The organism is Novosphingobium sp. BL-52-GroH (assembly GCF_044813085.1).
Classification (GTDB): Bacteria; Pseudomonadota; Alphaproteobacteria; order Sphingomonadales; family Sphingomonadaceae; genus Novosphingobium.
The window spans coordinates 1-22462 of record NZ_CP171150.1; the positions used below are offsets into that span (position 1 = coordinate 1).

The window sequence follows — 22462 nt, forward strand, 5'->3', positions numbered from 1 at the left end:
TGAATGCCGAGCGCATGCCTCGACGAGATCAACTTGGATGGAAACGACCACTATTACACAGAGCAATTTATTATCCGATAATACTTCATACGAGAAACTCTCGACCGCTTTGAGGCTTTTGCGTTCGTAGATCACGCCTCAAAGTTGAAGGTCACATATGCTTATCCGCGCCGGCTATGAACTGGTCCTAGAGACCAGTGCGCCCACCCCGTTGATCTCCATGCTGTCCATTCGGCCTTCGCGATTTCCCGACCTGATCACGCCACATCGCATTGAGACGAATAGTTCGATACCAGCCCACGATTACCGCGATGCCTTCGACAACATCTGCACTCGCATGACGCTGCCAGTGGGGTTCACCACGGTCTCGTGCGATTTTGCGATCGAAGACAACGGGCTTCCCGACCCGCAGAGCCCCCATGCGATACAACATGATGTGAAAGATCTGCCTCACGAGGTACTCCTCTATCTCGTCGGAAGCCGTTATTGCGAGACCGACCTGCTGTGCCAGAGCGCCTGGTGGCATTTCGGGCACGTCGCGCCCGGCTGGCAACGTGTCCAGGCCATCGTCGACTTCGTCCATGGTCATCTAACCTACGGCTACCAATATGCCCGGTCTACGCGAACCGCGTGGGAAGCCTACAACGAGCGCGTCGGCGTGTGCCGGGACTTCGCGCATCTCGCGGTCGCGCTATGTCGCTGCATGAACATTCCGGCGCGCTACTGCAGCGGTTACCTCGGTGACATTGGGATCGATCCGGTCGATGTTCCGATGGATTTCCACGCCTGGTTCGAGGTGTATCTGGGTGGCGAGTGGCATAGCTTCGATGCCCGTCATCGTGTCCCCCGAATTGGCCGCATCCTCATGGCGTGCGGACGGGATGCTGCCGACACAGCGCTGACCACAGCTTTCGGCTCGGTGCGGCTAGCATCGTTCAAGGTGCATACGGACGAGGTCACGCAAGTCCTGTCCAATTCCGCGGAGCCGTTAAGCCTCGCGGCTTGATTCGGCCTCCGGGGTCAATCGTCAGGCACCGTCATCATCCCCACGTGGAAGCGTCCGGGGTGAGGTTGCGCTACGGCGGCGTGATCGTGCGATGCTGCCGGTGGGGTTATCGCTTCACGGCGCGATGCTCAGCGGACGATCGCTGACAGTGTGGCGCGATTACTCGGAGCCGGTAGCGAGCCCTGGCGTCAGCGTATCTCCATCGCCGCCCCCCTCGCGATGGCAAGGTATGAAGGAAACGATCGGCTTCATCGGAATTCCCGGCCCGATCCTCTCCTCGCCAAACTGCCCTAGGCCGCGATGATCGTGCCGCGTTTCACGAGCCGCCCGAATTCTGCACCATCGGTCGGACGTCCGATGTCGTAGCCCTGGATGCTCGTGCACCCTTCGGCCACGGCAAACCTGAACTGCTCGGCTGTTTCGACGCCCTCGATGGTCGTTGCCATTCCCAGCGCGGACGTCATCGAGATGATCGCGCGGACAAGCGCGACACTTTCGGCATCATGCGGCAGCTGCTGCACGAAGGAACGGTCGATCTTGACCGTGCTGAACGGAAATTTGCGCAGATAACTGAGCGAGGAATAGCCGGTCCCGAAATCGTCCATCGTAATCCGCACGCCCCATGCGCTGAATTTGGTCAGGGTATCGAGCGTCTGCTGCTCGTCGCCCAGCAAGACTCCTTCGGTTATTTCTAGGTCCAGGCGCTCCGGAGGCAGCTTTGCCGCCCCCATCGCAGACATCACGGCCGATACGAGCGACGGCTCGCGAAATTGCACAGGAGACAGGTTGACGGCGACCTTGACCTGCCCAGGCCACGACGCCGCTTCCCGGCACGCGGTGTGCAGCACCCATTCGCCCAGCGGAACTATCAAGCCGGTTTCTTCCGCGATCTTGATGAACTCGGCAGGCGGGATCAGTCCCCGCTCGGGATGACGCCAGCGGACGAGGGCTTCGGCCGAGACGATCCTTCCTGTCCGGGCATCGACGAGTGGCTGGTAATGAAGCTCCAGCTGGCCCTTCGCGATCGCGACGCGGAGGCCTTCCTCGATGGCATGGCTTTCCCGAAGCCGCTCTTCCAGGCGCGCGTCAAAGCGTCGAGTGCGTCCCCGGCCTTCCTCCTTTGCGGCATAAAGGGCCAGGTCCGCATGGCGCAGCAGGTCGTCCGGCTTTTCGCTGTTGTCCTGGGTCCATTTCAGGCCGATGCTCGCACCCAGGAACAACGGACGACCCGCGTCGAGATAGGGTTGAGCGCTCACCGCATCGATGATCCGGGCCGCGAGCGCCTCCGCATCGGCGAAATTCTCAACGGCAAGGGCCAGGACGGCGAACTCGTCGCCGCCCAGGCGCGCGATGATGTCCCCGCGTCGCAAGGCGCCGCGCATGCGGTGGGCGACCTCGCACAAGATCACGTCGCCCACCGCATGCCCATACGTGTCATTGATGAGCTTGAACCGATCGAGGTCGATCATCAGCACGGCGAACGACTGCTCGGTCTCCCGCTTCGATTTGGTGTGCATGGCCAGCAGCTCGAAGAACCGTGTTCGATTGGCCATGCCGGTCAGCGGGTCCTTGAACACCATCGCGCGCATGGCGGCCTCGGTGCGCAGGCGTTCGCGCTGGTCTCTGACCGCTATTACCGCCTGGACGCGTTGGTCCAGTTCGACCTGCCGTCGCAGCGCGCGCACCGGGATCAGTTGGCCATTCGCAGCCAACAGACGGGCTTCGCGCTCCTCTCGGTCAGGTAGGTTTGCGATGTCCAGACCCGGCAGCAGGGCGCTTGCCTGCATCGCGGTCAGGGTCGCCGCGTCGTGGCCAGTCATTGCCTCCATGGTGCTGTTCACAGTGACGATGGCGTCATCCTCGCAGATAATCAGGCCCTCCAGCGCCATATCGGCCAGCGCCCGCAGCCGGCTCCGATCGCGGTGGAGACGCCTCTTGGCCTCGACTTCGAAGCGCCATCCCGCAACCGCCAGGGAGATGAGGGCGCCGGCCACTGCGAACACGATCGGAGTGATCCCGGCCGGCGAAACCGCTCCGGCGGGAAAGCTGTAGGACGGGTCGTGACTGAACCTTAGCGCCGCCATGCCGCAGAAATGCAGCAGGGTTATTGCCAGCAGGAGAATGGGCAGCGCGAGCATGCGGATCTGGCGGTTCCGATCGGCAGCCGACAGCAGTCCCAATCCGAACAGCGGCAGGCTGATCGCCAGGGAGAGAACGACCAATCTTGGGTCCCATTCGACTTTGCCCTGCACGAGGTACGCAAACTGTCCCACGTAATGCAGCGCGGCGACGCCCGTTCCCACGATTACGCCGGCTATGAAGTGGTCAGTTTTGCGCCGGCCACCAACCGCGACGAAGATCCCCGCGGCAATGCCGGTGATGGCGCAAATCAGCGACAAGCCCGTCAGAAGGGGGTCGAACGCCGAAGGCAGCCCCGGCCTGAATGCCAGCAGAATGATGAAATGCGTCGTCCAGGCCGTGCAGCCGCTCGCAATCACCGCTACGGCAGCCCACCTGGTACGGGATGCGCCGACCTCGCGAGCGGCGTGCTGCGCCATCGCAAGCGATACGAAAATGCCGATGAGACACACCAGCCCCGCGATGACCACGAGCCGCGGGTCATGCTCGTGCACCATGCAGTGGAAGACTGACCGTAACAGGGTATCCATCGCCTCCAAGGTAGCAGTGTTGTGTTAATGAAAAGCCGTCTGCGATGCGGGCGCCATCGGTTGGTCCGAACGGAATTGTAGACGCTGCCAGCCACCCGCGAATTGGCCGTGCGCCGATGCCTTTGAGGCGCCGTCCGCCTCACAGGGCGGACGGCTCAATGCCGGCGTTACTTGATTGCGTCTTCGCCAGCCTGGCCTACCGAGGTCACATCACGGCCGGCACCCTTGACGGTGTTGCACGCCGACGCTGAAAACCCGATCCCGCCAGCGACGAGCGCCGTTACGACTTTCCAGATCATCTGAAACTCCTTGATCCAGGGCCGACTGAATTGTCCGCCCTGCAAGCCCGTAACTGGTCCGGTTTTACGCAGTTCCCGCCCGCACCGAGGACTTCTCGCTACCTGTTCACTGCTGCGCGGCGGTGGGGGGTAACGCTGTGCCCAGAGCGGTCCCACGATGGCGGCTATTGCGCCCGCACCTTCGCGGCTTCGCGCTCGAGGGCGTCGGCGCGCTTTTCGGCCGCATCGCGGACTGCATCTGCGTGAGATTCGAGTTTTTCCGCAGCGACATCAGCCTGCTTTTTGATGTTCTTTGCTTGCGCCTCGATTGCGTCTGCGGAAGCATTCTTCGCATCGCGTGCTGCAGCGTCCGCCTTGTCCTGAACTTCGCCGGCCCGCTCGGCCGGCCCTGAACCGGTATACTCCTGGCCGGCAGCGCTTGCAGCGGCTTTGTCCTGTTCCTTTCCAGCCTTTTCTTTCGGGCCATCACAGGCGACGAGGGCCAGAACGGCGAATATGATGGGATACTGGGGTTTCATGGCAACGCCTCCTTGTGGTGCCGGATCAACGCCGGGCAGCGTCTGAAGTGCCCTCGCGGCGGAGAGGGGGCATGCTCTTCCAAAGTCCCGCGACCGCCTGCCTGCCCGACATGCCTGCCGATTGAAATCTTCTCGCGCCTGATCCGGGAGGGACGCAGGCCCGAGGATATTTCGGCAACGTTCGGCCTCCCCGACATCGTCGTGCGGCGCACGCTCGCGCTGGGCAATCTGCTTCCGCGCATCCGGGGCCTTTACCAGCGCGGGCAGATCGACGCGGCCACCATCCGCCACCTGACCCGTTCGGCCGCTGTGATGACATGATCGAGCTGGTCCGCAGCTCAAATGTATAGCTGTTGAGGCCAAATCCGAGATTTATCTCACAGGTCGGGCTATCGGCGAGATTGAGGAACGATCGCCGGGCGGTTGGGACGATACTGGGGTACCTTCTGGCCATGCTCGATCCGGGAAATTGGACACGCGCACTGCTTCGGTCCAAGCGCGCGTTTGAGCAGTCAGGTCCAGAGGCTCGAGAGCGGCGCTGCAGCTAAGTTATCGCCGAAAGGCACGACATCTCCGCCATCGTAGAGCACTACTCCCTGCGCGAACCGCTCACCACATGCTTCCGCCAGGGGCTTCAGCCCTCCAAAATCAGTAGCCTTCACGGTAGCCGAAGCCTTAATCTCTATGCCTGCAACCATGCCGTCGTCTCGCTCTAACATGATGTCCACTTCGCGCATCTGCTGGTCGCGGAAATGGTAGGGGGTCAGTCGGAGGTCTGACCGCGTCATGAGCTTGCGCACCTCGGAAAAGACGAACGTCTCCAACAGCGGTCCGAAAGCCGAGCGGTCGCCCCGTAAGCGATCGATCGTAAGGCCTCGGGCGAAGGCGAGGAGTCCGGAGTCCAAGAAGTGCAGCTTGGGCGTCTTGACGATCCGTTTAAGGGAATTGGTGAACCAGGGCTGCAAGGTTGTTACGAGGAAAATTTGTTCTAGAAGGGCGGTGTACCGCTGACTGGTCTTGTGGCTGACGCCGATGGTGGCGCCGAGCTGGGAGTAGTTGACCAACTGCCCTGAGTGTTCGGCGAGCAGACGTACGAACTTGGGTAACTCCGTCAGTTTCTCAATGTCCGCGATGTCTCTCAAATCGCGCGTCAGCACGGAGGTCAGGTATGCGCGGGCCCAATCCTGGCGGCGGCGTTCGCTCGTCCGCGATATAGCTTCCGGGAAGCCGCCAAGCATTACTGTCTCGACGAGCTCGTTGCCGACCCGGGCATTCTTCATCCCTCCAGCCTTCCGGCGAAAAGGTCGTCGAGAAACGATGGATCGGTGCCTTCGATCTCAGCGCGGGCGAGCGGGAGCATGTGGATCGTTTGGATCCTGCCCGCGAGGCTGTCTGCCAGGGGGCACGCTAGGACGCGTAGAAGACACTTGAGCATTGCTCATGACAGGGAGGGTATTTCTCCCACATGACAGCTTCCCAGGCCAAGCGGCGTAATGGGCTGGTCGGGTCCCTGCCGGCGAGCAGGATGTCCGGGTCACCGAGCAAAAGTTCCTTGATGAAACATAGGCTTGGTCGTCGGGTTGATGGCCCCCTCCTGCCTCCCATCCGGCCCATTTCTACCTGTTGAGAAAATCTGTCCGATTGGGCGTAATTATTTACTACCGATTTGGAAGACAATCTTTTACATGATCGGCACGCCGCATGTGGGGACGTTCAAGACCTGCCACTTGATGGGGTTCCGGTGGGGCGGGGGCTAATTTCGAGGGGGAATCATGTCGGATCTAAAGAAGGATGGTCTGTGCCGATCAGCGAGCCTGCTTATAGTGGGCGCGGGGTTGCTGTTGACCTCGGCAGCGCACGGATCGGAGGGCGAGGCGGCCGATGCCGCCGGGCCGACCGGTAGCGATATCGTCGTCACCTCGCTGCGCCGCGATTCGACGCTTCAAGACGCGCCCGCCGCCATTACTGCACTCGGTGCGCAGGATCTGGTTCGCAAGGGCGTTGCCGACTTCCACGACTATTATCGCAGCGTTCCGTCTTTGCAGATCACCGACAATCCCGTGTCGCCGGGCGCCAGCCGCATTTCGCTGCGCGGCATCTGGGCGGCGGGAGAATCGACCGTCGGTCTCTATTACGGCGATACCCCGGTCACCGGACCGGCCGGCAGCACCGCCGACGCCGGGCAGCAGATGCCCAACCTCAACCTGTTCGATGTCGGGCGGGTCGAAGTGCTGCGCGGTCCGCAAGGTACGCTCTATGGTTCGGGATCGGTGGGCGGCACGATCCGCGTCCTGTTCGTGCAGCCCGATGCGACCAAGTTCGGCGGTCATGTCGAAGCGGAAGGATCGGCCACCCACGGCGGCGACGCGAGCGGATACCTGAGAGGCGCGCTCAACATTCCGCTGGTCGAGAACACGCTGGCGCTGCGCGTGGTCGGCGGCGTCCAGGAAATCGGCGGCTACGTCGACAACGTCGCGGTGGGCAGGAAGAACGCCAACAGCGGATCGGTATCGGGCGGCCGCGCCATTCTCGCCTGGACGCCCAGCCCGAACTTCAGCCTCACCGGCACTGCCGTCTACCAGGAGAGCCAGCAGGACAGCAACAGCGCCTGGTATCAGCGCCTCGGCAGCAAGGCTTACAGGACCGACGGCGCCCTGCTCGTGCCTTACGAAGACAAATTCAAGCTGTTCAGCGCGACAGCCAACTGGACCCTGCCGTTCGGCAAGCTGACGGCGACGTCGTCCTGGTACAAGTGGGACATCGTGCGCAACGTGGACGTCACGGCCGGGTTCCAGACGGTCGCGAGCCTGGGGCTCTTCTGCCAAGCCTACTCCGCGTCCGTGACGCCGTGCACGCCTGCCCAGCAGGCCAATTACCGGACCTACATCAACAACAGTCTGCCCGCGGCCTTCCACCAGCCCCTGGGCCTAGAAACGCAGACCCACGAATTGCGCCTGGCATCGCCGGGCGGCGGCGTCGTCGACTGGACCGTCGGCCTGTTCTACGAAAAGCGAGACGACTATATCGACAGCTACACCTCGGTCGGCGACAGTGCGACGGGTGAACTGATCGACCCGCGCGTAGTCTACAACGGCTATTCCACCGGCGAGACAAACCTGAAGCAGTTCTCCCAGTTCGCCGAAGTCTCGGTGCGACCGATCGAAAAGCTGACGCTCACCGGCGGCTTGCGTCACTACGACTACGAAAAGCGCAGTTCGGGCCAGGTCCTGGAATCCAACTACGTCTACGGATCGTTCGCGGGCCCTGCCACCGGCGTTAAGACGGCCGACAATGGCTGGGTCGGCAAGGTCAACCTCGCCTACGAATTCAGCCGCAGCGTGATGGGCTATGTCCAGTGGGCGCAGGGCTTTCGCCCTGGCGGGGTCAACCGCATTTCCGCGACGAACCTGCCGAGCAGCCTGCTCGTCTACGGATCGGATGCGGTCGACAGCTACGAAGGCGGCTTGAAAGCCTCGTTCGGCGGTGGGCGCTACACGTTCAACGGGGCGGTGTTCCAGATCGACTGGGTCGATATCCAGTCGACGCTCAACTGGCCGCCCGCCTTCCGTATCGTCGCCAACGCGGGGCAGGCGCGCATTCGGGGGTTGGAACTGGAAGGCACAGCGCGGCCGTTCCCGGGCTTTACCCTTGAAGGCGGGCTGTCCTATATTCCGGAGGCGAAGCTGACCCGCGGCCAAGCCGACGGCGCGGCGGTCACGCCGACGGCGCAGACCGGGATCAAGGGCGATCGCCTTCCCTATACGGCCAGGTTCAACGGCACGGCTGCGGTCCAGTACGACTGGCGGCTCAATGACCGGCTGGGCGCCTTCGCGCGGGCCGACATCGCCTATCGCGGCGGCGTCGCCAACGAATTCCGGCCGACCTACAACGTCTACGAAAGGCTGCCCGCCTTTACCGAGGTCAACGTGCGGGTGGGCGTGGAGACGGAGGGCTGGGGCCTGCACCTGTTCGTCAAGAACCTGACCAACGCGGTCGGCGCGGTCAACGTGCAGTCCACCCTGACCCCGCTCGATCCGGGCCGGCTGGAGCGCCAGCTTGGCACCATCCGTCCGCGCACGGTGGGCGCCGACGTCAGCTACCGTTTCTGAAGGGTCCTACGATGAAACTCTATGCCACCAGCCTGTCCCCTTATGCCGGACGCGTCATCCTGGTGCTGCGCGCCAAGGGCAGCGACCTCGAGGTCCTGCCGCCACCGTTCCAGGGTGAGGAGCGGCAGGCGTTCCTGGCGATCAATCCGCAGGGGAAGATTCCCTTCCTCGACGATGACGGGTTCCACCTGCCGGAATCCTCGGTCATCGCCGACTATCTGGATGCCGTCCTGCCGGGGCCTTCGCTGTGGCCGCAGGAGCCGCGCGCGCGGGCCCGCGAAGCGCTGCTCGCCCGCTTCGTCGACGTGGCGATCGCACCGGGCGTGAACGGCTATATGCGTGCGCTGATGGCCGGCGCGCACAACGCGCAGGTCGTCGACGACACCTGGGCGCAGGTCGCGGGTGGGCTGGAAGCGGTGGAGCACTATCGCGACACCTCCGGGCCCTGGCTTAATGGCACGGCGTTCGGCCATGCCGACGCGGCGCTGCTGCCGCTGCTGTTTTCGATCGCCCGTTTCGGCGACCTCACCTCCACCGGCGCCGCGCTGGCGAGCCTGCCCGCACTCCAGGCTTATTTCGACCGCGCCCGCACCGACCCGCTCGTTGCTGAGGTCTTCGCCGAGGCGCAGAGCCGTGCCGACTTCATCTTCGGCGAGGGCGGACCGCTGGAGGAAGGCGTGCGCCAGCTCAAGGCCGCGGTTGCCGATGGGCGGGGCGCCCCGTCTGCAGTGGTCGCCGAACGCTTCGCCTGGTTCAAGGGACGCTGAGATGGGCCCGGTGTCGTTTTCGCGGCTGACCGCGCTTCTGCTCGCAGCCTGCGCCACGACAGCGGGCGGGCAGGCCACCCAGCCGTCGCCCGCGCCAGCGGCGGCGGTGCCGGATTCGCGCAGGGTCAGCTTCCGCTGGGGCGAGCGCGTTCCGCTGAGCGACGGCGTCAGCCTGAACGCCACTCTCTACCGGCCCAAGGAACAGGCGACCCCCGCCCCCTGCATCGTCACGCTGACGCCTTATACCGCCCAGAACTACCATGGCACTGCCGTCTATTTCGCGGCGCGCGGTTTTCCGTTTCTGGTCGTCGACGTGCGAGGGCGCGGCGCGTCGGGGGGCACGCTGCGGCTGTTCGCGCAGGAGGCGGCAGACAGCGCGGAGGTGGTCGAATGGCTTGCCGCGCAGCCCTACTGCAACGGCAAGGTGGCGATGTGGGGCGGCTCGTACCAGGGCTACAACCAGTGGGGCGCGGCCGGGCGGCACCCACCGCATCTGGCGACGATCGTGCCCGCCGCCTCGCCTTTCATGGGGGTGGACCTGCCGGGCCGCAGCAACATCCGCAACACCGCGATCCTGCCGGCGGCGGTCTACATCGCCGGCCCGGCCCTGCAGACCACGATCATGATGGACGGTGCCTTGTGGTCGGGAATACTGCGCGACCGCTTCGTGGCTGGCGCACCTTTCGCCACGCTCGCCAGCGCCGTTGGCGATCCGCAAGCGCTCGCGCCGCATCTGGCGTTGTGGGCGCAGCACCCCGCCATCGATGCCTTCTGGGACGCCCAAGTGCCGACACAGGCGCAGTTCGCCGCGATCGACATGCCGATCCTGAGCATCACCGGCCTGTTCGACAACCTGCAACTCGGCGCAATCGAATACTTTAAGCGCCACCGGCTCTATTCCACCGCACAGGCGCACGACCGGCATTACCTGGTGATCGGCCCCTGGGACCATGCCGGCACCCGCACGCCGCGCCCGCAAGTGGGCGGGCTGACGATAGCGCCAGCCGGCCTGCTCGATCTCCAGAAGCTCAACCTCGACTGGTATCGCTGGACGCTGGCGGGCGGCGAGCGCCCCGCCTTCTTGCAAAAGAAGATCGCCTACTACGTCACTGGCGCGGAAGTCTGGCGCTATGCCGACGACTTCGCCGAGATTCCGGCTGAAACGCGCGCCTACCAGCTGGGATCGACTGGCAATCCCGACACGCTGTCGGCACCGGGCACCCTTGCGCCGGGCAAGCCCGCGCGCAACGCTGGCGGCGACCGCTACGTCTATGACCCGGCCGACGTGTCCGGTGCCGATCTGGAAAGCCGCATCGATCCCTCCAGCCTGGTGGACGACGCGCTGATCCGCGCCCGTAATGGCAAGCAACTGGTCTACCAGACCGCCCCGTTCGATCGCGCCACGGTGGTCTCCGGCTTCTTCAAGCTTTCCGCCTGGATCGCCATTGACCGGCCGGACACCGATTTCCAGGTCTCCATCCAGGAGGTGAAGGCCGACGGATCGACGCTTCTGCTCGCCACCGACCAGAAGCGCGCGCGCTACCGTGTGAGCAACCGCAAGGCGGAGCTGATCCGCACCGACAAGCCACTGCGCTACGATTTCGACCAGTTCCCCTTCGTCGCCCGCTCGCTCGCGGCGGGAAGCCGGCTGCGGCTCGTGATCGGGCCGATCAATTCGATCTACAGCGAGAAGAACTACAATTCCGGCGGCGACATCAATCGCGAGACGTTCGCCGACGGAGCCCCGGTGACCGTCCGCGTGATCCACGACGCCGCACATCCCAGCGCGCTTGCCGTGCCGATCGGCCGGCCCTTCCCATAACGGCTTTCAACAAAAGCCTTACCACATCGCCCGACGATTCACCCTCTCGAGAGAAAGTCCTCGACCATGCGTTTTGCCTTTTCCCTGCTCCCCGTATCGCTCGCACCCGAACATGACGAATGGATGGTCGAGGCCGAGATCCGGCTGGGCGTGCTCGCCGACGAGATCGGTTTCGACATGGTGATCGTGGGCGAACGCCACTTCAGCGGGATCGCGGGCGGCAATCCGCTGCTGGCGCTCGCCGCGCTGGCGCCTCGGCTCAAGAACGCCTGGCTGGGCACGGGCGTGACGATCGTGCCCAATTACCACCCGGTCCGCCTTGCCGAGATGTTGAACATCGTCGACCATCTGGCCAAGGGCAAGGTCGTCTTCGGGCTGGGCAGCGGCATGTCGCCCGAGGACGCGGTCGCCTTCGGCTTTGACATCCGCAAGCAGAACGACGAACTGTTCCACGAAGGCCTTGAAGCGCTGCTGGCGCTGTGGGCCAAGCGCAGCGACGATCCCGACCTGTCGATCCGCGTGGGGACGTACGAAGGCACGCTGCTGGAGCGGATCACGCCCACCCCCTATCGCAAGGCGCGCCCCTATCTCAAGACCACCGCCTCGACCGAACGGCATATCGAACGTTCGGCGCAAGAGGGCTGGCCGATCTTCTTTATCAAGCGCGATGCGCAGGACGCGCGCGAACTGTTCGCGCAGTACCGCAAGGCCCTGCTGAGCCACGGCCACGACGAAGCGGTGCTGGCCCATTGCGCGGAATGGACGTCGATCGCCAAGCCCTCGATGCACATCGCCGAAGACGACGCTACCGCCGCCGAGGAATGGGCGTTCCTCAACGCCAAGCTGGGCGACTTGCACCGCCGCAAGCTGTCCTACGGAGCGCAGGCCCGCGCGCTGCAGGGCATCGAGGCACCGCTGCCCAACGTTCAGGACCGCGCCGGCGACGCCTTCCGCAAGCACATGACCGTCCATGGCGGCGTCGAGACGATGATCGAACACGTGCGCGAAATCGATGAAGAAGGCTTCGGGTTGTTCCACCTCTCACTCCTCGCGCCGACCGACGAGGAAAGCTACGCGATCGTCGAACGCTCGGTGCGGCTGTTCGCGCAGAAGGTCATGCCGCTGTTCCGGGGGCCGATCCGCCCCTATGCAGAACTCGCGTGAACAGGAGCCAGGCGATGATCGACCTCTACTACTTCCCGACCCCCAACGGGCTGAAGATCACCCTCTTCCTCGAGGAGACCGGGCTTCCTCACACGATCGTCCCGGTCGACATCCGCAACGGCGGCCAGTTCGACCCCGCCTTTCTCGCGCTCTCGCCCAACAACCGCATACCCGCCATCGTCGACCATGCGCCGGCCGATGGCGGCGCGGCGCTGCCGGTCTTCGAATCCGGCGCGATCCTGCAATACCTAGCGGAGAAGACGGGCCGGTTCCTGTCGTCCGACCTGCGGGTGCGGACCGAGACGCTCCAGTGGCTATTCTGGCAGATGGCCGGCCTTGGCCCGATGGCCGGGCAAAGCGGCCACTTCCGCCGTGCCGCGCCCGAGCAGATTCCTTATGCGATCAAGCGCTACGCCGACGAAACGGCGCGCCTCTATGGGGTATTGGACCGGCGCCTTGCCGATCGCTCCTTCCTCGCCGGTGAGGCCTATTCGATCGCCGACATGGCCTGCTATCCCTGGATCGAGGCGCATGCGGGGCTCGGTCAGCCGCTGGACGAGATGCCGCACCTTTCCGCCTGGCTCGAACGGATCAAGGCGCGCCCTGCGACCGTTCGCGCGCTCGAAGCGGCGGCCAGGATGCGCGAACAAGTGACGGCGCAATAGGCTGCGCGCAGGCTTGCCGGCTCTGGCCTTGCCCATCGAAAAAGGCTAGGCGCTTGCAAGCTTGTACGCCCCGAAGCAACGGCCGTTCCACCGTGGCCGCAGTGTAGGGCAAAGGATTCCCGACGAAGTCATGGCTGGCACCAGAATGAAGCATCGCCCGCAGGAGGGCGGCTACGTAAGGGGAGACGAAACCCGCCAGCTCATGATCGAAGCTGCCATCTCGGTGTTCGGGGATCGGGGCTTCGACGGCGCTTCCACTCGGATGCTGGTCGAACCGTGCGGCGCGAGCCCAGCGGCAATCCAGTATTACTTCGGCGGCAAGGCCGGGCTTTACCGCGCCTGTGCAGAACATATCGCCGATCATGCCTGGGGTAAAATCGAGGCCGACGCGAAGGCTTTCGACGCGCTGTCGCTTGACGCGGGGCAGGACGTGCTGATCGACGCCTTGTGCGATTTCTTCTTCGCCCAGGAAAAGACGCTTCACCTGGACGAGGCGATGTCGCAGCGCTCGCTGTTCCTGATAAGGGAACAAACCTCTGCGATGGGCGAAATCTTCGACATCATTTTCGAACGCCTGAACCGGAAAGTGCTGCTCAAGTTTGCGCCGATCGTCGGAGCGATCATCGGCAAGCAGGCGGATGATCCCGAAACCCAGTTGCGCACCTCGATGATCCTGTCGCTGATGACCGGCATGCGCAGCCACGGTCAGGTTACGCTGCGGTTCATGGGGTGGGACGACTTCACCGGCGCTCGCCTGTCACTTTGGCAGGCGGTCATGCACGCTCACCTTCGCGCCATGTTGTCCGCCAGCATCGACTAGCCTAGCCGCCGCGCCCGTCCGGACAGGTTCGGTTCGGATCAGCCGCTCCGATCCGCAAATTCCCGGAGATCCTCGAGCTGAGATCTGGCAAGGATCTGCAGTTCCGCCTGCTCGCGTGCCTTATGCAAGGCGAGATACCGGGTGGCCAGCAGGTCCGGGTCCCCTTCGGGATCGCCTTTTCTGATCCCGAGCGCGATGCAGACGGACGCGGCATAGACGCCGGTTCCCGCCAGCGCGGCATGCAGCGTCAGGGCATAATTGCGCGCTGCACCGCCACCCATGGAAAAAGCCGCGAGGAAAGGCTGATGCTGGATCGCCGATCCCCCCGTGGTTATCAGGATCGTCCCGCTGCCCTGTCGCAGCATGTCGGGCAACACCGCCTGGACGCTAGCGACGGCGCCCAGCGCCAGCAACCCGATCGCCTGTTCCGCGACCTCGGCGGTCAGGACGGTCGCCGCCAGCGAGGCAGGGTCGGCCGCGGGCGCGATCGGACTGTATTCGAGGACGTCGATGGGGCCGAAGCGCACCTTGGCGGCGGCGATCGCTTCGGTCAGTGCATCCCTGTCGGTCGCGTCCGCCACGAAGCCTGCAGCCTCTATCCCGTCCTCGACGAGCCTTGCGACCAGTTGCCCGAGCCGTTCCGGTGACCGGCCGACGAGGGCCACGCCAAAGCCCTCGCGTCCGAACGTGCGGGCGATGGACAGGCCGAGGCCGGGACCGGCTCCGACGATCAGGATCGTACCTGCGGACATCGACGCGGCCTCCTTCAGAAGTTCACGGCCAGCCGCGCGAAGTAGCGCCCGCCATCCTTGTCGTAGACGGAATAGACCGGCCACAGCGTACCGGCGGTGGCGAGGAAGCCCTTCTTTCTATCCGGATAGTTGTCGAGTAAATTCTCCGCGCCAACGGAAACCGACACCGCGTCGCTGACGCGATAGGTGGCGCTCAGGTCGAAGAAGATCTCGGAGCCGACCCTCTGGTTCTGCGCCGCCAGCGGGCTGCTCAGCACCACGTCGATCCAGGTGCCGTAGTGACGCGTCCGGGCCAGAAGGCTGAAGCGCTCGATGTCGATCGTCGCCGTGGCGATCAGCGTGTCGCGCGGCAGATGATGCTCGTAATACTGATAGGTTTCGAGAACGTCGAAGCGCGCATCGGATTTACGGACCTTCGTGACGTTGTGATTGTAAGCGAGGGTCAGGCCCAGATTGGCGCCATCGACTTCACGCTGCGCAGTGGCGACAATGTCGATGCCCTGCGTGCGCGTGTTGAGGCCGTTCACGAAGAACCGGATTTGCGAAAGGCCGGCGGCGCCGGGAATACCCCGGGACACGAACAGCGCCCGTTGCGCGGAGGTGATGCGGGTGAAGGGCAGCAGGCCGATGCGGTCCCTGACGTCTATCCTGTAGATATCCGCCGTCAGCGAAAAGCCCGTCAACGGTTTCAGCACGAAGCCGAGGCTGTAGTTGGTGGATTTTTCCGCCTTGAGTGGTTGCGCCCCGAAGTATTGCGCTATCGGGTTGCTGGGCGGCAGCAGCGCAAGCGTCACGATCGGGAATGGCGGCGGCAGGCCGGACGACGCATCGGGGTTCTGTTGCGTCGTGGTGATGTGCGACTGGCCCGGCGTCGGCGCGCGGAAGCCGGTGCTGACGGCACCGCGGACATTGAAGAATTCGGTGACCTTGTAGCGCCCCGACAGCTTGGAGTTGGCGGTATCGCCGAAATCGGAATAGTCCTCGTAACGCACTGCGGCGCCCAGGTTCAGCCGCTCGGTAAGGTCGGTATCGACATCGAGATAAGCCGCGCCGCTATGCCGTCCCCAACTGCCCGCCTGGTCCGGCGTCGTACCCGGATAGCCTGCGGCACCCGGCTGGAGGTCTGCGAAGACGCCGATCGCGTAGGAGCCCGGTTCGCCGGCGTGAAGCTTGAAGCGCTCGGTCCGGTATTCACCGCCGAAAGCGACGTTGACCGGCTTGGCGAGGCCGGCGTCCAGGGAGTAGTTGAGGTCGAGGTTGACGCCGGTTTCGGTCTGGCTCTGGCTGCCGGCATGGAAACTGGTCGGTGAATTGGGGCCCAGCGACAAGTTGATGGTGTTGGTGATCCGGTATCTGATCCGGTCATGGCCGTATCTCCCGCTGAGGTCCCAGGTCAGGTCCGAGGTTATGTTCCCGCGTAGGCCAGCGACCAGGCTGTAGTCGTCGGTCTTCGACTGGAAGCTGGGAACGAAACCGTTGGGATAGATCGACTTGAAGTCGAAGTCCGGTGCGATGAAAGGTGCATGGTCCTGATAGTAGGAGCGCACGAAGATCGCAGTCGATCGATAGGCGGCGTCATTGGCCGCGTCGGTGTAGCTGTAGCTCCCGAATGAATAAAGCTCGATTCCATCGGAGATCGGTGCGGAGAGGTTGTAGAACAGGCGATAGGCATCGCTTTTCGGCAAGCCCACGCGGGATGGCGTGCCGTTGCGCGACGAATAGTCCGTGTCGCTGTACTCCCCCGTGACGGTGAGCGAGCCGCCGCCCGACAAGGCCACGCCGCCGCGCGCGGACAGCAGGTGGGTCAGGCCATCGCCTTCGTAACTCTCGCGTATCTCCGCCAGGCCCGAAAAGCCGGGCTTGTCCTCCAGCAGGATGTTGACGACCCCGGCGATCGCGTCCGACCCGTACTGCGCGGCGGCACCGTCGCGCAGCACTTCGACGCGTGCGATCGCGCCGGTTGGAATCTGGGCGAGGTCGGGAGCCTGATGCCCGCCGAACGGCACCAGGTTGACGTAGGCCGTCCGGTGGCGCCGCTTGCCGTTGACCAGCACCAGCGTCTCGTCGGGGGAGAGGCCGCGCAGACTGGCGGGGCGAACGAAGCTGGCCCCCACGAGGCCGGGCATGCGCTGCACGTTGAAGGACGGCACGTTCCTGGTCAATTGGTCGGCGAGGTCTGGCGAGGACACCGTGCGCAGGGCATTGTTGCCGATGACGTCCACGGGGGCGCTGGCGTCGGAGGCGCTACGCTCCGATCGCCGCGTGCCGGTGACGATCAGCACGTCCGTCTCGTCGGTTGCGGTCGGCGCCGAAGTCTGGGCGTGGCTGGTGACGGAAAGCACGGGCGCGGTCGAAGACAGCAGCGCGCACGTCAGCGCGTAGGCAGAACGTTTCATGATGATAACCCCCATTTTTGATGCACATGATCGGCGCCGGACGAACGGCGACTCGCCCGCCGGACGGGCGTGATGGATCCAGGCGCGGCGGCGCGGCCTCGAGGCGTTGGGCCACCGTGCGATTGCAGGCCCAGGCCGTTCGTTCAGGCCGGGACGTCGATGCTCTTCTGGCTGCCTTGCAGTCGCCGTTCGAGTATCTGCAGCAGCGCCGGGTCGGCGCTCTCGAGTTCGGCAGTCCGGTGCTCGAGACGCAACTGGTAGTCAGTGTTTGCCACCGTGTCCGGGGCGCCGACCGGCGAACCCGCTTCAAGGTCAACCGTCAGCGAGATTGTCGCGGCGATGGCCGCCAAGTCCTGCCCATGGACTATGGGGCTGTGTTTCGCCGGGTTGCGCGCCGTTAGGTCACTCTATATCCCAGCCTTCGCGGTACGGTCCGACGGCGCGTGCCAGTTCAGCAGCGGCCCGACAGGCACGATGCCGGAGGGGTTCAGCGTAGGGAACATCCCCCAATAGACCGCCTTGATCGCCTCGAAATCGCTGAGCGTTCGAAACGCGGGCAGGGCGTACAGATCGCGGGCGTAGGCCCATAGGTTCGGGAAATCGATGATCCTGCGCAGATTGGCCCGGAACAGCGAGTGGTAGGCAATGTCGAAGCGCGCGAGTATCGCCCAGAGCCTGACGTCGCTTTCGGTCAGCCGGTCGCCGAACAAAAAACGTCCCTTGCCAAGGCGCTCTTCCAGTTCGTCCAGCGTCGCGAACAGGGCATGGACTTTGCCGGCGTAGTCGGCCTGATCGTTCGAGAAGCCTGCGAGATAGGTTGCGATACCCACCTCGTCGAGAATGCGGCTGCTCAGGGCGTCAATGTCGGCACGGATGTTCTCTGGATAAAGATCGACCGTTTCGGTCGCGATTTCGTCGAATTGCGTGATGAGGTCGACGACGATTTCGTGACTGTCGTTGCTGACGACCTGGGCCGTCCTGCGGTCCCATAGCGTCGGGCAACTCACATGGCCGACGAAGCTAGGGCGGCTGGCCATGTAGGCGTCCGATAGGAAAGCGAAGCCGTTGATGGGATCGGGGCCGCGCAGTGGGCGGAACGCCCAGCCGCGAGCATCGCGCAAGTCGTCCACCAGCGACTGGCTGATCGCTGAATCCAAACCAAGTAGGTTCAGAACTATCGCGATTACGTGAGAGTACGGGCAGCCTATCGCAAGGTAGAAATGGTAGCGTCCCGGCTCCGGCGCAAAGGGTGTGGAGCCGTCCTTGCGGATGCGTCCGACGAACTGGTGAAGCGGTACGCTTTCGATGCGAGGCACCGCATATGGGCCATGGAGCGCGATATCGACCGGGGAGGCATAGCTGGGCCGGGCTAGTCGCGCGGTCGTGTCAGACGAAGAGCTGGACATGGAAATTGGCCGCTTTCCTGGGGAAATTCGGGACGCGAGACTGCACAAGCTGCCGCGATTCGCACGCGATGTTGAAAGACCGCTGTCGGGTAAATCTCTATCGAAGAGGTAGAGTAATGGTCGGTTCGTTGTCGAGCGAGCAACAAAATTTGCACGGATGAAAAGAAAAACTAATCGCAAGATTAGGTTTTTCACAAGCGCTCGAAGAAGCAAGAATATATCATGAGGCGATAACCAAAATGGTTATGCGACAAGTCCTTGTCACCTGCTGGTCGTTTCCGACGATCCATCAAGCCAATCCGCGACTGGAAGTTCGACTAATGACCATATCCCCATCTTCACCGGTTCCGGCCGCAGTGGCTCCGCGCGAGGGTCGCGCCGTCCGGTTCGGGACGATCTACACCCTCGTCGCGCTGATGATTCTCAACGCATTCCATCTGGGAGACCGCGCCCTGATCGCGGTCCTGCAGGAACCCATAAAGGGGGAATTTCATCTCTCCGACCTGCAGCTTGGGCTGCTGACCGGCCCCGCTTTCGCTTTCGTCTTCACGCTGTGTGGCTTGCCGATCGCGCGGCTAGCGGAGCGCCGGAGCCGGGTGGCGATCATCGCCTCGTCGATGGCGATGTGGAGCGCACTCACCGCCGTGTGCGGTGTCACCACCACGTACGTGCAACTCGTCGCTGCCCGCATGGGAGTGGGCGTGGGCGAATCCGGCTTCACGCCGGCAGCCCATGCGCTGATCGCCGACACCGTGCCTCTCGAACGCCGGGCAATGGCGCTGTCGCTGTTTTCGCTGGGCCAGCCGCTCGGGGTCATTCTCCTGTCGGTCATAGGTGCCGTTGCGGCCCAGGCGCTTGGCTGGCGCGGTGCTTTCCTGGTGCTGGGCATTCCCGGCGTGGTGCTGGCGATCGTCGTCTTTCTGACCGTTCGCGAGCCGGACCGGACGGCGCAGACCACGCAGCCGGTGTCCTTCTGGGCTACGTTGAAGGCGCTGCTTGCCAAACCGACCTTCCGCAACGTGATGATCGGCGGCGTCATCGCCCAACTCGGCATGTCGGTGCTCTTCTACGTCGGTTCCTTCCTGATCCGTGCTTACGGGCTCGGCCTCACGCAGGTCGCGATGATCCAGAGCGCGATACCCGCCTTGATGGGCGCCATCGGGATCGTCCTGGGCGGCATCGCGGTGGACCGGCTGGCCCGCCGCGACGCGCGATGGACCACAAGACTGCCCGCGATCGGCCTTTTCCTAGCCGGGCCCCTCTGGGCGCTGGCATTCATGGCGCCCAGCTTACCGCTCTACATCGCCCTGTTCATGCCTGCCTGCCTGGTGCAGTCCCCCACGCTGCCCATCGTTTTTGCCGTCGGTCAGAACGTCGCGCAGCCTCGGAGCCGGGCGACCGCCTCCGCCCTGCTCCTGCTGGCGACTATATTGATCGGACAGGGGCTGGGTGCGCCGGCGATCGGGCTTTTGAGTGACCTGTCGTCGCATGTCTTCATGGTCCGCGCGGGTGTCGATCCACTGACCTGCGCCACGGGCGCCAGGATCCCCGTGGCACACTGCGCGGATGCCGTCGCCGAGGGATTGCGCTGGGCGCTCGCTGCGTTCGGTGTTCTGCCCCTCATCGCAGGCTTTTTCCTGCTGCTCGCTGGTCGTTCGCTCAGCCGCGACGAAGTCACCGACATTGCCAGCTAGCCGGACGGGGCTGACGCACCGGCTCGCTCGATCTCGTCAAATCCATATCGTTCAAGGAGGAAATACGTTGGGAAGCATCATCATCGTGGGCGCCGGTCCGGCGCTTGGGCAGGCCTTTGCACGCCAGTTCGGGAAGGAAGGGCTGCATGTCGGGCTGATCGCGCGCGACAGTGTCCGACTGGAAGCACAAGTTGCTGAACTTGCGCGCGAGGGCATTGCCGCCAGCGCGCAGAGCGCCGACGTGCTGAACCGACAGGCGTTGATCGAGGCGATAGGGCGACTGGAGCAGGTCGGCGGGCCGGCCGACGTGTTGTGCTACAATCCCACTCCGCAGCGCGACAGGCTCGTGTTACCCCAAGACCTGGAGCCGGAGGACGCGATCCACCAACTCGAATATTCCCTGCTCGGTGCGATCGCTGCCGTCAGGGCGGTCTTGCCAGGCATGATCGAGCGCGGCAACGGCAGCCTGCTGCTGACGGGCGCCTATTCAGCACGCTATCCGATACCTTCGCATTCCAACGCAGGTCTCGCGCTGGCGGGGCTGCGCAATTATGCCTATGTTCTCAATCGCAGCTTGAAAGACAAGGGCGTCTATGCTGGCACGATCACGATCGCGGGCATCGTGCGCCACAGCGCGACCGACGATCGCCTGACGCTGACCCAGCCGCAACGGCGCGTCCAGGTCGAGCCGGTCATGGTCGATCCCGAGAACATCGCCGCGACCTATTGGGACATGGCTTCCAAGCGCGATCGCGTCGAGGAAGTGGTGGGTGACGCGGACATCATCGAAACCTGGGAATGACGGACAAGCCAATGCTGGATAAGAGTGACGACATCAACGGCAGTTCGACGTTGGACATTGACTGGAGCGTATTGGCAGCCATGCTGGGTGATCGTTTCACCACCGCAGTTGCCGTTCGCGACCAGTTCGCTCGCGGAGAATCTTTTCCCGTCTCGCTGCCGCCCGATGCCGTCGCTTTCCCCCGAACGACTGGCGAGGCCAGCGCCATCGCACGGTTCTGCAGCGAGCGCTGCATTCCCCTCGTGGCTAGCGGCGCCGCGACCTCGCTAGAGGGCAACATCGCTGCGATCCGCGGGGGCCTTGCCGTGAACTTCGGGCGGATGGATCGCATCCTCGAAGTCCATGACGGCGATCTCGATTGCCGTGTGGAGGCAGGCGTCACGCGCGAGCAGCTCAATCACCATCTGCGCGACCGGGGCCTGTTCTTCCCGATCGACCCGGGCGCCAACGCCAGCCTAGGCGGGATGGCATCGACCCGGGCGTCCGGCACCAATGCTGTACGCTACGGGACGATGGCGCATAACGTGCTGGGGCTGACGGTCGTGCGGGCCGACGGCACGGTCATCCGGACCGGCGGACGGGCGCGCAAGTCGGCGGCCGGCTATGATCTCACCCATCTCTTCGTCGGCTCGGAAGGAACGCTGGGGCTGATTACCGAAGTGCACCTGCGCCTCTACTGTATCCCTGAAAGCATACTGGCGGCGACCTGTGCCTTCGAGACTCTGTCGGGCGCGATCGAAACGGTGACCGCGCTGGTCCAGATGGATGTTCCAGTGGCTCGCGTCGAATTTCTTGACGAGGTTCAGGTCCAGGCGTGCAACCTCTATTCGGGACTTGATCTTCCCGAGCGACCGCACCTCTTCTTCGAGTTCCACGGCACCGTCGCGTCGGCGCGAGAGCAGGCCGAACTGGCCGAGGGCATCGCGGCAGACAATGGCGGCACCGGCTTCGTACGCGCCGACCGGGTCGAGGGGCGCAACCGCCTGTGGAAGGCGCGGCACCACGCCTATTTCGCCGCACTCAACTTGCGGCCAAATGCTGAGGTCTGGACTTCGGACGTGTGCGTTCCGATTTCCAGCCTAGCCGCGGTGGTGAGCGCCGTTCGTGCTGATATCGACGCGCATCGTCTCCTCGCGCCGATCGTGGGTCATGTCGGCGACGGCAATTTCCACGTCCTGTTCAATCTGGAGCCGGGCAACGTCCGCGAGCGCGCCGACGCCGAGGCGATCTACTATCGCATGATCGACCATGCCCTGGCTGTCGGCGGTACGTGTACCGGCGAACACGGCATCGGACTGAACAAGCGCGAGCATCTCCTCGCAGAAGCGGGGGGCGGGGCCATTGAGGTGATGAAGGCCCTCAAGCTGGCGTTCGATCCGCTGGGCATTCTCAATCCCGGCAAAATCTTCCTGCCCGATTGACCTCCGTGCCCGGTTCGTCTCATTTCGTGTCGAGCCTTTGACGTGCCTTTGGAAACGGGGATATGGGGGAGGTTGACGAGGCCCGCCTGACAGGAGCGATGCTTGGTAATGGCGATGATAAGGGTGAACGCGAAGTGTGGAGGAAAGCCTTT

The 22462-nt window shown here is 64.0% G+C and carries 17 protein-coding genes and 2 pseudogenes; 11 read left to right on the top strand and 8 right to left on the bottom strand.

What is annotated here, in order from left to right; genetic code table 11:
- The first annotated feature begins 157 nt into the window (after positions 1-157).
- Complete coding sequence (locus tag ACFFDA_RS07660) at positions 158-1006, top strand: transglutaminase family protein (protein WP_404478546.1); 849 nt, start codon at positions 158-160, stop codon at positions 1004-1006.
- A 290-nt stretch (positions 1007-1296) separates the two neighbouring features.
- Here the strand turns inward: ACFFDA_RS07660 and ACFFDA_RS07665 are convergent, their stop codons facing one another.
- From ACFFDA_RS07665 to ACFFDA_RS07675, 3 genes are all read right to left on the bottom strand, one after another.
- A complete protein-coding gene (locus ACFFDA_RS07665) occupies positions 1297-3675 on the bottom strand; it encodes an EAL domain-containing protein (RefSeq protein WP_404478547.1) in 2379 nt (792 codons plus the stop codon).
- Positions 3676-3842: 167 nt separating this feature from the next.
- The gene (locus tag ACFFDA_RS07670) at positions 3843-3974 is read right to left on the bottom strand and encodes an Entericidin EcnA/B family protein (protein WP_404478548.1); all 132 of its coding nucleotides are present in this window, start codon (positions 3972-3974) and stop codon (positions 3843-3845) included.
- A gap of 164 nt (positions 3975-4138) precedes the next feature.
- Positions 4139-4492: a hypothetical protein gene (locus tag ACFFDA_RS07675; RefSeq protein ID WP_404478549.1), complete on the bottom strand. Its 354-nt coding sequence runs from the start codon at positions 4490-4492 to the stop codon at positions 4139-4141.
- Positions 4493-4615: 123 nt separating this feature from the next.
- On the opposite strand from ACFFDA_RS07675, the pseudogene ACFFDA_RS07680 reads away from it, so the two are divergent.
- A pseudogene (locus ACFFDA_RS07680) lies at positions 4616-4789 on the top strand (chromosome partitioning protein ParB); the annotation flags it as partial.
- 215 nt (positions 4790-5004) lie between these two features.
- Here the strand turns inward: ACFFDA_RS07680 and ACFFDA_RS07685 are convergent.
- Positions 5005-5906: pseudogene (locus ACFFDA_RS07685) on the bottom strand (ATP-binding protein); the annotation flags it as partial.
- A gap of 358 nt (positions 5907-6264) precedes the next feature.
- Between ACFFDA_RS07685 and ACFFDA_RS07690 the strand changes: the two are divergent.
- The 6 genes from ACFFDA_RS07690 to ACFFDA_RS07715 all read left to right on the top strand — a co-directional run bounded on the left by ACFFDA_RS07690 (position 6265) and on the right by ACFFDA_RS07715 (position 13839).
- Positions 6265-8601, top strand: coding sequence for a TonB-dependent receptor (locus tag ACFFDA_RS07690; RefSeq protein WP_404478550.1), 2337 nt, complete (start codon positions 6265-6267; stop codon positions 8599-8601).
- A gap of 11 nt (positions 8602-8612) precedes the next feature.
- Positions 8613-9368: a glutathione S-transferase family protein gene (locus tag ACFFDA_RS07695; RefSeq protein WP_404478551.1), complete on the top strand. Its 756-nt coding sequence runs from the start codon at positions 8613-8615 to the stop codon at positions 9366-9368.
- Between the two features lies 1 nt (position 9369).
- Entirely contained in the window at positions 9370-11190 is a 1821-nt protein-coding gene (locus tag ACFFDA_RS07700; RefSeq protein WP_404478552.1) for a CocE/NonD family hydrolase, read from the top strand.
- Between the two features lie 66 nt (positions 11191-11256).
- Complete coding sequence (locus ACFFDA_RS07705; protein WP_404478553.1) at positions 11257-12354, top strand: LLM class flavin-dependent oxidoreductase; 1098 nt, start codon at positions 11257-11259, stop codon at positions 12352-12354.
- 14 nt (positions 12355-12368) lie between these two features.
- Complete coding sequence (locus ACFFDA_RS07710) at positions 12369-13019, top strand: glutathione binding-like protein (protein WP_404478756.1); 651 nt, start codon at positions 12369-12371, stop codon at positions 13017-13019.
- Positions 13020-13149: 130 nt separating this feature from the next.
- Positions 13150-13839 carry a CerR family C-terminal domain-containing protein gene (locus ACFFDA_RS07715; RefSeq protein WP_404478554.1) on the top strand — a complete coding sequence of 230 codons (690 nt, stop codon included), beginning with the start codon at positions 13150-13152 and terminating at the stop codon, positions 13837-13839.
- 38 nt (positions 13840-13877) lie between these two features.
- On the opposite strand, the gene ACFFDA_RS07720 is transcribed toward ACFFDA_RS07715, so the two are convergent.
- The 4 genes from ACFFDA_RS07720 to ACFFDA_RS07735 all read right to left on the bottom strand — a co-directional run bounded on the left by ACFFDA_RS07720 (position 13878) and on the right by ACFFDA_RS07735 (position 18303).
- Positions 13878-14591 (bottom strand): SDR family NAD(P)-dependent oxidoreductase, encoded by a 714-nt coding sequence (locus ACFFDA_RS07720; protein ID WP_404478555.1) that lies wholly within the window; start codon positions 14589-14591, stop codon positions 13878-13880.
- 14 nt (positions 14592-14605) lie between these two features.
- On the bottom strand, positions 14606-16987 hold the full coding sequence (locus ACFFDA_RS07725) for a TonB-dependent receptor plug domain-containing protein (protein ID WP_404478556.1): 2382 nt from the start codon (positions 16985-16987) through the stop codon (positions 14606-14608).
- Between the two features lie 143 nt (positions 16988-17130).
- Complete coding sequence (locus tag ACFFDA_RS07730; protein ID WP_404478557.1) at positions 17131-17337, bottom strand: hypothetical protein; 207 nt, start codon at positions 17335-17337, stop codon at positions 17131-17133.
- A 57-nt stretch (positions 17338-17394) separates the two neighbouring features.
- Entirely contained in the window at positions 17395-18303 is a 909-nt protein-coding gene (locus ACFFDA_RS07735; protein ID WP_404478558.1) for a glutathione S-transferase C-terminal domain-containing protein, read from the bottom strand.
- A 410-nt stretch (positions 18304-18713) separates the two neighbouring features.
- Here ACFFDA_RS07735 and ACFFDA_RS07740 point away from each other — a divergent pair, with 410 nt between their 5' ends.
- The 3 genes from ACFFDA_RS07740 to ACFFDA_RS07750 all read left to right on the top strand — a co-directional run bounded on the left by ACFFDA_RS07740 (position 18714) and on the right by ACFFDA_RS07750 (position 22310).
- Positions 18714-20087, top strand: coding sequence for a spinster family MFS transporter (locus ACFFDA_RS07740; protein WP_404478559.1), 1374 nt, complete (start codon positions 18714-18716; stop codon positions 20085-20087).
- Between the two features lie 67 nt (positions 20088-20154).
- Entirely contained in the window at positions 20155-20889 is a 735-nt protein-coding gene (locus tag ACFFDA_RS07745) for an SDR family NAD(P)-dependent oxidoreductase (protein WP_404478560.1), read from the top strand.
- Positions 20890-20900: 11 nt separating this feature from the next.
- Positions 20901-22310 carry an FAD-binding oxidoreductase gene (locus ACFFDA_RS07750; protein WP_404478561.1) on the top strand — a complete coding sequence of 470 codons (1410 nt, stop codon included), beginning with the start codon at positions 20901-20903 and terminating at the stop codon, positions 22308-22310.
- Positions 22311-22462 lie beyond the last annotated feature (152 nt).

Bases quoted from the DNA above. Each gene is read 5' to 3' on its own strand.
- ACFFDA_RS07665 (WP_404478547.1), bottom strand. From the start codon at position 3,675: ATGGATACCCTGTTACGGTCAGTCTTCCACTGCATGGTGCACGAGCAT.
- ACFFDA_RS07750 (WP_404478561.1), top strand. From the start codon at position 20,901: ATGCTGGATAAGAGTGACGACATCAACGGCAGTTCGACGTTGGACATT.
- ACFFDA_RS07675 (WP_404478549.1), bottom strand. From the start codon at position 4,492: ATGAAACCCCAGTATCCCATCATATTCGCCGTTCTGGCCCTCGTCGCC.
- ACFFDA_RS07720 (WP_404478555.1), bottom strand. From the start codon at position 14,591: ATGTCCGCAGGTACGATCCTGATCGTCGGAGCCGGTCCCGGCCTCGGC.
- ACFFDA_RS07670 (WP_404478548.1), bottom strand. From the start codon at position 3,974: ATGATCTGGAAAGTCGTAACGGCGCTCGTCGCTGGCGGGATCGGGTTT.
- ACFFDA_RS07700 (WP_404478552.1), top strand. From the start codon at position 9,370: ATGGGCCCGGTGTCGTTTTCGCGGCTGACCGCGCTTCTGCTCGCAGCC.
- ACFFDA_RS07710 (WP_404478756.1), top strand. From the start codon at position 12,369: ATGATCGACCTCTACTACTTCCCGACCCCCAACGGGCTGAAGATCACC.
- ACFFDA_RS07690 (WP_404478550.1), top strand. From the start codon at position 6,265: ATGTCGGATCTAAAGAAGGATGGTCTGTGCCGATCAGCGAGCCTGCTT.
- ACFFDA_RS07660 (WP_404478546.1), top strand. From the start codon at position 158: ATGCTTATCCGCGCCGGCTATGAACTGGTCCTAGAGACCAGTGCGCCC.
- ACFFDA_RS07725 (WP_404478556.1), bottom strand. From the start codon at position 16,987: ATGAAACGTTCTGCCTACGCGCTGACGTGCGCGCTGCTGTCTTCGACC.
- ACFFDA_RS07740 (WP_404478559.1), top strand. From the start codon at position 18,714: ATGACCATATCCCCATCTTCACCGGTTCCGGCCGCAGTGGCTCCGCGC.
- ACFFDA_RS07695 (WP_404478551.1), top strand. From the start codon at position 8,613: ATGAAACTCTATGCCACCAGCCTGTCCCCTTATGCCGGACGCGTCATC.
- ACFFDA_RS07705 (WP_404478553.1), top strand. From the start codon at position 11,257: ATGCGTTTTGCCTTTTCCCTGCTCCCCGTATCGCTCGCACCCGAACAT.
- ACFFDA_RS07715 (WP_404478554.1), top strand. From the start codon at position 13,150: ATGGCTGGCACCAGAATGAAGCATCGCCCGCAGGAGGGCGGCTACGTA.